The organism is Vibrio sp. A2-1 (assembly GCF_021728355.1).
GTDB lineage: Bacteria > Pseudomonadota > Gammaproteobacteria > Enterobacterales > Vibrionaceae > Vibrio > Vibrio splendidus_K.
Genome location: NZ_JAKKCO010000003.1, coordinates 459,821 through 471,829, shown reverse-complemented (window position 1 = coordinate 471,829; position 12,009 = coordinate 459,821). Strand labels below are relative to the sequence as shown.

Genomic DNA, 12,009 nt, shown 5'->3' with positions numbered 1-12,009 from the left:
GAATATGAAAAGGATTGTGTTAACAGGAACGCAGTTATCTTTAACCTTGGCGGCGACCGTTGGGCTTATGCAGGTGTCGTTGCCATGTGTGGCAGCAGGCTTTAGTTCTGAGTTCGTAGAACAGGTCACCCCAGAACTTGCAGGGCAGGTAAACCTTGAACACAGGCAGTTCTTTAGCGACGGCTTACAAGGGCAGGATAAAGGGCAAAGCTCATTGGTGTTGCAACCGGAGTTTTACTGGGAGCAACAAGAGGGCAACGGCAGCTTTACCTTCACGCCCTTTTACCGCCTAGACAGCGAAGATGATGAACGAACCCATGGCGATGTTCGTGAAGCTCTGTATCTCAATTATTGGGACGATTACGAACTGCGAGCCGGTGTCGGTAAGGTGTTTTGGGGTGTAACCGAATCAGCGCACTTAGTGGACGTAGTAAACCAAACCGATGCCATTGAATCGGTCGATGGTGAATCAAAATTGGGTCAGCCTATGGTGCACTTCACGTCAATCAAAGACTGGGGAACCATCGATGCTATGTTACTGCCGTATTTTCGTGAACGTACCTTTGCAGGGGAAGACGGTCGGTTAAGAACGCCCGTACCCGTTTCAGACGATGCGCTTTACGAATCATCGAAAGAAGAAAAGCACGTCGATGTAGCACTGCGCTATAGCCAAATGTACGGCGATTGGGATGTCGGTTTAAGTTACTTAGGCGGCACAAATCGTGACCCTTATTATCGTGTAGAAGGCAATGAACTCAAGCCGTATTACGCGCAAATGCAGCATTTCGGGCTCGATGTGCAAGGCATTATAGGCGACTGGTTATGGAAGCTTGAAAGCATTTATCGCGACAGTTACGACAACCACACAGGTGTTGCGACAGGCTTTGAATACACATGGGTTGGTGCGCTAGAGTCGTATTGGGATATTGGCTTTATTGCTGAATACCTGTACGACAGCCGAGGCAACAATGCCCAAAGTGTCGGTCAAAACGATGTGTTTCTTGGAGCGCGCTTCGCCTTGAACGATGAAGACGGAACTGAGGTGTTAACGGGCATCACTCAAGACTTAGATAACAGCGATGTCTACAGTGCAAAGCTCGAAGCATCTAGCCGTATTAACAACAACCTCAAGTGGCGATTAAACGCGTGGTTGTTTGAGAACGAAACCCCAGAAGACTTGTTGTTCTTCGCGCGGAAGGATGATTTTGTTGAACTGGCGTTGGAATATTATTTTTAGTCTTTACAAAAAGTTAGTATTTCCAACCATTTAGCATTTCCAACAAGTTAGCATTTCCCGAAAAGCTAGCATTGGTTTCGTGAGGCGTTCTTGTTAAAGGGAACGTCTCAAATTTAAGATGAGCCATATTTAGAATGTTCAAAGTCGTATTTTTATAAAATGGATCAAACAATCGAATAGTCCCACAGGTAAAATGGTTATATTTTTCGAGCATCTATAACCTCCGAATATGCATGTGAAATGTGCTGGTGGTATCGGCCCTAAGGGATATATGAATTCATTCAATTGGGATAATAACTTTGAAACAGGCATTGGTGTCGTAGACGAACAACATCAATACCTTGTTGGTTTTATCAACCACTACGGAAACCTGTTGTCAGAGAATACTATCTCTATAGACGACATGAGTGTCGCTTTACTCGATCTCACACGCTATGCCGAATTTCATTTTACAGAAGAAGAATCTTTAATGAGAGATTGCGGTGTATACGATTTACACATTGAAGAACACATCAAAGTTCATCGCATGTTTATGCGAGATATCTACAGCATGCAAGCATTCATCTTGGAAGAAGATCAGTCGTCAGCACGGCAGTTACTTGATTTCCTAATCCATTGGCTGGCATACCACATCCTCGGTATCGACCAAAACATGGCTCGACAAGTGGCCGCGATAGAAAAGGGGGCAACACCTCAACAAGCGTTTGAAGCAGAAGAAAAGCAGAAAGACTCGTCAACCATCCCTTTACTCGCTGCTCTTAACGGCTTATTTGAACAAGTCTCTGAGCGCAACAAGCAGTTGTTACGTTTCAACCAGTTACTCGAAGAAAAAGTCGAGGAACGTACGGCAGAGTTAAAACAAGCGAACAAGAAACTTGAAGAACTGTCGTTAACAGATTCACTCACTAAATTACCTAACCGTCGCAGTGCTTTTAAACAGTTAGCGGTACATTGGCAAGACTCCAAAGAACTTGGCATGCCTTTAGTGTGCATTATGATTGATGCCGACCACTTCAAGCGCATTAACGACACCAGTGGCCACGATGCAGGTGACTTGGTGTTACAAACCCTCGCGCGTGAACTGAAAAATGCGTTTCGCAATGACGATATTGTGTGTCGATTAGGGGGTGATGAGTTCTTGGTGATTTGCCCAGATACTGATCTTAAAGGCGGCATGCACATCGCGGAAACGACGCGACAGAAAGTGTCTGAATTAGAGGTTGAAACCAGTAATCAAGTTTGGATTGGCAGTATTAGTGTCGGTGTAGCTGAAATAACCCAAGAATTTGGGTCCATGCATGAGTTGGTTAAAGCTGCCGATGAGTCCGTTTATTTAGCGAAAAACGCAGGTAAAAACAGTGTTTGCTCGATTCAGATATCGAACTCAGTTCATTTAAAATCTAGAGCGCAGTTCCATTCAGATTTAGAGCACGGTTCACTTTAGACTTAGACTTAGACTTAGACTTAGACTTAGAGTTAGAGTTAGAGTTTAGTTCACCTCAGATCCAGAACGTACCTCGCTTTTAATTTAGAACATAACTCACGTCAGATTTAGAACACAATTCACTTTAGTTTTAGAGCTCCGCTCGCTTCAAATCTAGAACCTAGCGACTTTAAATCTAGAGTCTAGCCGCGTTAAATCTAAAACCTAGCTCGCCTCCAAATAAAGAAGTGGAACCAGTAATTGTTCCACTTCTTCTTACTCCTCATTAATATCCTGTTAAATTTGCCGTGTTTTTAGTCAATAACTTGCTCTTTTAACGATTCAATTTGGCATTGTTAGCGTGTTTGATTAGTATGTGTAGCTATCTAAAAAAACTAATCATCCGATACGGACACTACCAACTGGTAGATGAGGAAATGATGCAACATCTAGAAGAGATCATTGCTAATGCAACGACTGCTATTGATACAGCAGATTCGTTAGTCGCACTTGATGAAGTGCGAGTTCAGTATTTAGGTAAGAAGGGTGAATTAACTCTTCAACTACAAAGCCTAGGTAAACTTCCACCTGAAGAGCGTCGCACTGCTGGTCAAGAGATCAACAAAGCGAAAGGTGCTGTTCAACAAGCGATCGCAGCTCGCAAAGACGCACTTCAACGTGCAGAGCTTGAAGCGAAACTAGCTGAAGAAACTATCGATGTGAGCCTACCAGGTCGTCGCATTGAGAACGGTGGTCTTCACCCAGTTACACGCACAGTTGAGCGTATCGAACAGTTCTTTGGTGAGCTTGGCTTTAGCACTGAGTCTGGCCCTGAGATCGAAGATGCATTCCACAACTTTGATGCACTAAACATCGCAGACGATCACCCAGCTCGTACTGATCACGATACTTTCTTCTTCAACCCTGATCTAATGCTACGTACGCACACTTCTGGTGTTCAAATCCGTACGATGGAAAACGGCAAACCGCCATTCCGCTTCATTGCTCCGGGTCGTGTTTACCGTAACGACTACGATCAAACTCACACGCCAATGTTCCACCAAGTGGAAGGTATGTTAGTTGATGAGAACGTAAACTTCGCACAACTTAAAGGCATTCTTAACGATTTCCTTTGTAACTTCTTTGAAGAAGAAGTTGAAGTGCGTTTCCGTCCTTCATTCTTCCCGTTCACAGAGCCTTCAGCTGAAGTTGACGTGAAACGTAAAGATGGCAAATGGCTAGAAGTTCTAGGTTGTGGCATGGTTCACCCTAACGTACTTCGCTCTGTTGGCATCGACCCTGAGAAATACTCTGGTTTTGCATTCGGTATGGGTGTAGAGCGTCTAACGATGCTTCGTTACGGCGTAAATGACCTTCGTGCGTTCTTCGAGAACGACCTTCGTTTCCTTAAACAATTCAAGTAATCCGGGGCAGTCAAAACTATGAAATTCAGTGAATCTTGGCTACGCGAGTGGGTTAAACCTGCAATTAACAGCGAAGAGCTAGCTCACCAAATCACTATGGCTGGTTTGGAAGTTGACGATGTAGAACCTGTTGCGGGTGTTTTCACCGGCGTTAAAGTAGGTAAAGTTGTTGAGTGCGGTCAGCACCCAGACGCAGACAAACTACAAGTTACAAAAATTGATATCGGCGCTGTTGATGCAGAAGGTAATAAAGAGCTGTTAGACATCGTATGTGGTGCATCTAACTGTCGTCTTGGTCTAACTGTAGCAGTAGCAACAGTTGGCGCAGTACTTCCTGGTGACTTCAAAATCAAGAAAGCAAAACTACGTGGCGTTCCATCGCACGGCATGCTTTGTTCTTTCTCTGAGCTAGGTATCGACGTAGAGTCTGACGGCATCCTTGAGCTGCCAGAAGGCACAACGCTAGGTATGGACGTACGTGAGCTTCTTGAGCTTAACGACGTAACTATCGACGTAGACCTAACAGCAAACCGCGCAGACTGCTTCAGCATCCGTGGCCTTGCTCGTGAAGTTGGCGTACTAAACCGCGCAGACGTTACAGAGCCAACAGTTGACGCTGTTGCAACAAGCATTGAAGACACAGTATCTGTTGAAATCAAAGCAACTGATGCTTGTCCACGTTACCTTGGCCGTGTGGTTAAGAACGTAAACGTGAAAGCGGAATCTCCAATCTGGATGCAAGAAAAACTGCGCCGTTGTGGTATCCGTTCAATCGACCCAGTTGTAGACATCACAAACTACGTGATGCTAGAGCAAGGCCAACCAATGCACGCATTTGATCTAGCTAAGATCGAAGGCGGTATCGTGGTTCGTCTAGCAGAGCAGGGCGAAAAGCTAACACTTCTAGATGGCAACGAAGCTGAACTAAACAGCAACACACTTGTTATCGCAGACCAAAACAAAGCACTAGCAATCGCTGGTATCTTTGGCGGTCAAGATTCTGGTGTTACTACTGAAACAACAGACGTACTTCTTGAAGCAGCATTCTTCGCACCGGATCACATCCGTGGTCGCGCACGTGCTTACGGCCTTCACACAGATTCTTCTCTACGTTTCGAACGTGGTGTTGATTCAACGCTACAAGCAGCAGCAATGGAGCGTGCAACACAGCTTCTAGTTGAAATCTGTGGTGGTGAAGTTGCGCCAGTAAACGGCAGCGAATCTGAAGCTGATCTTCCTAAAGCAAACGTAGTTGCTCTACGTCGCGCTAAACTAGACAGCCTACTAGGTCACGAAATCCCATCTACAGACGTAGTGGAAATTCTAACTCGCCTAGGTTGTGAAGTTGAAAGCACTGATGCTGGTTGGACGGCAACGTCTCCATCTTGGCGTTTTGATATCGCAATCGAGCAAGACCTAATTGAAGAAGTAGGTCGTATCTACGGTTACGATAACATTCCAAACCAAGCGCCTAAAGCGGCACTTAAAATGAATGACCACAAAGAAGCTAACCAACCGCTTAAGCGCGTTCGTGACCTTCTTGTAGACCGTGGCTACCACGAAGCAATCACATACAGCTTCGTAGAACCAGAACAGCAAAAGCTTGTTGTACCTGGTGTTGAGCCGCTAATCCTGCCATTCCCAATCTCTGCGGACATGTCAGCAATGCGTCTTGGCCTAATCCAAGGTCTTCTAAACACAGTTGTTCACAACCAGAAGCGTCAACAGTCTCGCGTTCGTCTATTCGAATCAGGCCTACGTTTCATCCCTGAAGCTACTGCTGAAAACGGCATGCGCCAAGAAATGATGCTTGCGGGCGTTATCTCTGGTACTCGTGGCGAAGAGCACTGGGACATTGCAACTAACACTGTAGATTTCTTCGATCTTAAAGGTGACCTAGAAGCCGTTCTTGAGCTTTCTGCAAACGAAATCGCATATAGCTTCAAATCTCTTTCTTCAGAAGCAAAAGAGCGCAACCCAGCACTTCACCCAGGTCAATCGGCTACGATTATGGCTAACGGCAAAGAAGTGGGTATCATTGGTACTGTTCACCCAGAACTAGAGCGTAAGTTTGGTCTTAACGGCCGTACTATCGTATTCGAAATCGAATGGGCAGCTATCAATACTCGCGTGCTTCCAGAAGCAGTAGCTGTATCTAAGTTCCCTGCAAACCGTCGTGATATCGCAGTAGTTGTTGACGAAGCAGTTGCTTCTGGCGACATCGTAGAAGCGTGTATCGCTGCTGGTGGTGAATTCCTAACAGGCGCTAAACTGTTCGACGTATACGTTGGTCAAGGCGTTGAAGAAGGTAAGAAGAGCCTAGCAATCGCACTTAGCCTACAGTCTGTAGAGCGCACACTAGAAGATGCAGACATCGCTGGTTCAGTAGATGCTATCGTAGCTTCAATCTCAGAGAAATTCGGCGCAGCACTTCGCGACTAATCTCTTCTGATAGATAGAAAAACCAAAGGCCTCGCATTGCGAGGCCTTTTTTGTAATAGGTTATTAATTGATCGTGGGAGAAATGTAATTTGGTAAAGCACGGTTCATGTTAAATAGAACAAATGTACTCAAACAAATTGTGGAACCTGATTCGTTACTATACTAAAAATTTTAGGCAAGTTAATAGGCTATACTTACGTTCGCTTTGACAAAAATTTGATTGAACAATGTGATTCATTCAAGATTACTACGACCGCTTAAAAAGAGTTAGGAAACTGTGGGCTAGTGTTTTTTTTAATCACTCTTAATGATAATGTGAAAACGTCAATAAAAACAAAAGCTGACTGAGAATACGCGATATGCGATAATTCTTTATTATTAAAATTATTTTCAACTACACGGACTCAGCATGTCTAGAATCGAATTGATGCCTCCTCAAGAAGTGTACGATGATATCGAGATTGCCGACGCTATAGAGAGTTGTGATACGTCATATGAAATGGCACCCGATACGTCAATTCGTATAGCTAAGGAACAGTCTAGTATATTCGAAATTGTTCGGCACATAAAACAGAACAGAATTGATATCACTCCGGACTTTCAACGCTACAGCGTTTGGAGTGATTTACAACGATCAGAATTGGTTGAGTCTGTTCTGATGGGGATTCCAATCCCTATGTTGTACTTGTTTGAAAATGAAGAGGGATTAAAACAAGTTATTGATGGTAAACAACGGCTGACAGCTATCTGTGATTTCATTGACGGAAATTTTTTGTTGTCTAAATTGAAAATGTTGCCGCACTACAATGGGCTCAGCTTTCAACAATTACCCCCAATTCTTCAAGCTAAGTTTGAAGATTGTCAATTGCAGACTTATATCGTACAACCACCAACTCCTGACGTGGTCAAGTTCTATATATTCGATAGGATAAATCGTGGCGGAACTCAACTAAATCAACAAGAAATGCGACATGCCTTACACCAGGGAGCTTCAACTCGTTTATTGTACTCAATTTCTAATGATGATCGATTTCTATTTTTTGGAATAGCCAAATCAGACTCAAGTAGAATGCAAAAAGAGTACATGGTGCTTAGATACCTAACTTTCTATCTATATGCTTATGGCTATATACCTAACCCAGTTTATACTAATGATATAAATGAGCTCCATTCTATTTCTATGAAATTTTTAAATAGATGTGATAGTAATTTTATAGACTTCCTACATAATAATACTGTTTGGGCTCTTTATCATGTACTAAGAACTTTAGGTGAGAATGCATTTAAATACATAGAATCAAACAATAGGACCGTTATTTCTTTATTCGAGGTTCTTATGTTGGTTTTTAGTAACAACGATGTTCGCTTAAAGTTGGCGAATGAAAAATCTAATATTGCTATCGATATAATTAGCGGTTACAAAAATGTAATTAGAGAAGATAAAGGGTTGTATTCTGATTATAAAACAGTGTCAGCATTAGCAAGTAGAATTCAGTTGGCTAATAAAATTATAGAGGATATTAAGTTTGCTTAATAATATTGGGTTGAAAGATTTTAAGAGTTTAACGAAAGAACGGTTAAATTTTGAACCACTTACAATAATTACTGGAATGAACTCATCCGGTAAGTCTACTGTAATACAAGCAATACTCTTATCTATTAGACATGCTCGATTAGAAAATAAATATAAAATGGAGCCTCTAGTTAGGTATTTGGATGATTTTAAGCAGATCAGAAACAAAAATAACAATGCAAAAGAAATCAGAATAGATTTGATTAGTAGTGACGGAAATTATGAGCTTGGCATAACAAATGAAGGGATTAAAGTTGATGGCGAATTAAGTTTTGGTATTGACTTGTCAAGTGAGGATATGTCGCCTGAATTATTCTATTTAACTGCTAATAGACAAGGACCTGAAGAGATTTCAGCGACAAGTTCAAGTAAAGTTGGTGCTTCAGGTCAATATATTTTTGGATATTTTGATAGTGTAAAAGATAAAGCTCTTTCTGAAGATCTTTGTCGTTTTAAAGAATCAAAAACACTGGCGTATCAAGTTAGTCGATGGTTGAGCCTGGTCACTGATACTAAAACAGAACTAAAAACAGAAAGTTTGTCTTCGTCGCAAGTCCAAGTTTATTTTGAAGATGCAACACTAGGGCATGTATCACCGTTTAACTTAGGTGCAGGGATGAGCTATGTCGCCAAAGTAATTATTTTGTGTTTAGTTGCGAAAAAAGGTGACTTGGTAATAATTGAAAACCCTGAAATTCATCTTCACCCGAAAGCTCAAGCAGAGTTGGGTGTATTTTTCTCATTTATCGCGAGTAGTGGAATTCAGTTGGTAGTCGAAACGCACTGTGAGCATTTGATTAACAAAATTCGTCACCAAGTTTTTGAGAAGGTTTTGGATAAAAATCAAGTGGTTATTCATTACAAAGCACATATTGCAACAGAGTTTCAACAGCTATTTTTGAACGGAAATGGTCATTACATAGATAAAAATAATAGCTTGGTTTCATTTCCTTCAGGCTTCTTTGATGGAACACTTAATGAACTAATTGAAATGGGGGGATAACTATGCCTAAGGTTACCCTTGATGATGACTTATTCATTGAGTATTTCAAATTTAAAAATGGCAAAAGCGAGGATCATGGTTTGGTTCATAATCTGTTTTCACATCTGAAAATGCCTTTTGTCGAATCTCCTTGTCAGATGCATAGGTGCCATCAGTCGATGATAGCCGAAGGAGCAGAGTCAATATTTTCTCCTGCATTACTAACAAGGTTTTTATCTGGTGGCTACCCAACGAAATCCTTAGAGGAATTATCGAAGTTATCAAAGTATCGAATCATACTTACATCAGATACTAGCAAACATAGCTTTCCTTACTTGAACGTGAACACACCTAATGTAGAGTTGAATTATTCAAAAAGTTGTACATCTAGTGTTCTAAGAAACGATCTTCTCGATCATATAAAGTCATTGTGTAATGATGCTAGCAAAGTTGTTATTTGTGATAACTACTTCTTTAGTGATTGGAATATAAGTGGTGCTATAACAACTGAACTTTTGTTCGATACTATCTTACCCAAGAAACGTCTAGATATTGAGTTTGTCTCTTATGGAAGAAAAACAAGAGCTAGGAAAAGTGCTATAGAAGCGAAACATGCCGAATGGACTGTGAAAAGATATACTGGGGGAAGGTATTCAACAGAAAATAACCATGATCGGTATTTAGTAATAGAAAAGCCTAACCATAGCATAGAGGTCATGTTATCTAGCGGATTCTTATACCTGTGGAAGTTAGATAAAGAGATAAACTGTGTATTTCGAGAGCTTTAAGTAGATTAGTTCTTTCATTAGGGCTCATGTTATCTATTTCTAAATTGAGCCTCTCCGTATGGGCTAAAAATGTATCATGCGGGGAGGTATTGTTAAAAATATCACGTCACTTAAAATCTTGAAAACACAGTTCACTACGTCTATCGATACCATATGCAATCAATTTTAATTGTGTTTGGCAGTTTATACAAAACCTCTAAAACTAGTTTACTCTTTGTTCTACCACTAATTCTTTAGTGCTAACTTTATTTTCTCCCTTTGTTTTGCATACTTTCGACTCGCTAGCTGCAATCATGATAAAGCGAAGTTCATACTATTTACCTATTATCAGCTTCTGCATTTCAAAATCAGACCTCTGTAATTATCACTTATCCAGTACAACTAATTTCGGGCGGAAACTAGCTACTTACCACATAGAAAATTTCTACATAAATCACTATTGACCTGTCTACAACTTCACTCTTTATAGTGGCTATATTGATTGAGAGGGGCGTTTTCTGTGTTCCCTCCAAAGTAAGTAGAGAGACACTATGAAACGTTTAATTCTAAACATCACATTCTTGGTATTCATGGCGCTTGGTAGCATGAATGCCATAGCTCACGATTCAACAGTTAAGTATGGTATTACGATATCTCACGATGGTGAGCAAATTGCGTATGGCAAAAGTGGGAGTGGAGACACGGCACTGATCTTCATTCACGGTTGGAGCTTAGACAGCAGGCTTTGGCAAAACCAAGTGAGCGAGTTTTCAAAGCAGTACCAAGTGATCACCATGGACTTAGCAGGGCACGGTAACTCATCGTTTAATCGCGAAGAGTACACCATGGTCGCATTCGCTGAAGATATCAAAGCCGTAATCAAGAAAGAACAACTCGAATCCGTCATCTTAGTCGGCCATTCCATGGCGGGTGGTGTTATTGCAGAAGCCGCTAAACTGATGCCGAAAAGAGTGAAGGGCATTATTGGTGTCGATACATCGCAAAACGTCGCACTAGCGGTTTCACAAAGCGACCTAGATGCAATGACCAAACCGTTTGAAGCAGACTTCCAATCTGGCATTACTATGTTCGTGAAAGACTCGCTACCAAAAGACGTAGACGCAGATTTACTTTATTGGGTAACGCAAGACATGGCCTCAGCACCGCCAGCAATCGCGATAAACCAGTTCCGCTATTATCTAGACCAATATGTAACAGGCGAAGCACACCGTGTGTATGAGAACGTGAACGTGCCAGTAATATTGGTCAACGCTCGCCTATGGCCAACCGATTCAGAAGCGAACAAGAAACACATCAAGGATTACAGCATTTACTACATTGAAGACTCAGGCCACTTCCCAATGCTTGAGCAACCACAGCAGTTCAACACAACGTTGATGGAAGCGGTGAAGGCAGTGAAGTAGGTGGTTGTGCATGAGAATAGACTGATAATCCCCTCCTAACCTCCCCTTGGTTTACATCTCCAATCTCTTGTTGGTAATGGGAAAGGGGAGGAACTGAATAGCGATCGTGACAAGTACAGTTATATGTTCAGCGCCAAAGAATGTTCTCCCCCTCGAACGTTAATCTAATGAGATCGGTGAACTGCATTTGAGGGGGAGCTAGAGGGGGGAGGATTTGGTTTACTAGAATCGTTCCACGGGATTTCATTAACAGCGATAAGTCCGCGGCTTCGTTTTACTTGTTATTCAATCCAACTGGTACAGACCTGATTTGTACATCATCGTCAGCGACAAATAATAATCTCCAATGAATTTCTCAAAGAAGTAAAAGCTCTCTGAATACTTATTAATCCCAAAAAATAACATTCTAAAAATGATCGTGTAACAATTTGTTAACGAGCTGTATTGTCTCAGTGTTCTTTGTCTTTGTTGCATATCGTTACCAAGCCCAGAACATTCCATTATTTTGAGGATCTGAATATGAACGGAAAACTAAGAACGGCTTTATCGTTAAAACTTAAGAAGCAAGATATCTCTAACCAACCTCCAAGACTGGTGCGATCAAATGCTGCCTTTGAACCGAATCCAGCCCCGTCAGAACACCACAAGAAAGAGTCTCGCTAACTAGCTTGCTCCCTCTCGATAAGGCACTCGAGAGAGTGCTTTATTGAAGATGTATGCTGAGGAAAGGAATGGTT

At 41.8% G+C, this 12,009-nt stretch carries 9 protein-coding genes; all 9 read left to right on the top strand.

The features are described 5' to 3' along the window. The first annotated feature begins 4 nt into the window (after positions 1-4). The 9 genes from L3V33_RS13495 (at position 5) to L3V33_RS13455 (ending at position 11,935) form a co-directional block, all read left to right on the top strand. A complete protein-coding gene (locus L3V33_RS13495; RefSeq protein ID WP_237290614.1) occupies positions 5-1,237 on the top strand; it encodes a hypothetical protein in 1,233 nt (410 codons plus the stop codon). A gap of 271 nt (positions 1,238-1,508) precedes the next feature. Then, a complete protein-coding gene (locus L3V33_RS13490) occupies positions 1,509-2,681 on the top strand; it encodes a GGDEF domain-containing protein (protein WP_237290613.1) in 1,173 nt (390 codons plus the stop codon). Between the two features lie 419 nt (positions 2,682-3,100). Continuing rightward, positions 3,101-4,084, top strand: a complete 984-nt coding sequence (gene pheS, locus L3V33_RS13485; RefSeq protein WP_004734764.1) for a phenylalanine--tRNA ligase subunit alpha — start codon at positions 3,101-3,103, stop codon at positions 4,082-4,084. Positions 4,085-4,102: 18 nt separating this feature from the next. After that, the gene (pheT, locus tag L3V33_RS13480; protein WP_237290612.1) at positions 4,103-6,526 is read left to right on the top strand and encodes a phenylalanine--tRNA ligase subunit beta; all 2,424 of its coding nucleotides are present in this window, start codon (positions 4,103-4,105) and stop codon (positions 6,524-6,526) included. A gap of 409 nt (positions 6,527-6,935) precedes the next feature. Then, positions 6,936-8,060, top strand: a complete 1,125-nt coding sequence (locus L3V33_RS13475; protein WP_237290611.1) for a DUF262 domain-containing protein — start codon at positions 6,936-6,938, stop codon at positions 8,058-8,060. Then, complete coding sequence (locus L3V33_RS13470; protein WP_157939779.1) at positions 8,053-9,102, top strand: AAA family ATPase; 1,050 nt, start codon at positions 8,053-8,055, stop codon at positions 9,100-9,102. Before L3V33_RS13475 ends, L3V33_RS13470 begins: the two co-directional genes overlap by 8 nt. A 2-nt stretch (positions 9,103-9,104) precedes the next feature. Then, positions 9,105-9,869 carry a hypothetical protein gene (locus L3V33_RS13465; protein WP_237290610.1) on the top strand — a complete coding sequence of 255 codons (765 nt, stop codon included), beginning with the start codon at positions 9,105-9,107 and terminating at the stop codon, positions 9,867-9,869. 530 nt (positions 9,870-10,399) lie between these two features. After that, complete coding sequence (locus L3V33_RS13460; protein ID WP_237290609.1) at positions 10,400-11,272, top strand: alpha/beta hydrolase; 873 nt, start codon at positions 10,400-10,402, stop codon at positions 11,270-11,272. A gap of 519 nt (positions 11,273-11,791) precedes the next feature. Beyond that, positions 11,792-11,935, top strand: a complete 144-nt coding sequence (locus L3V33_RS13455) for a hypothetical protein (protein WP_157938716.1) — start codon at positions 11,792-11,794, stop codon at positions 11,933-11,935. The last annotated feature ends 74 nt before the right edge of the window (positions 11,936-12,009 follow it).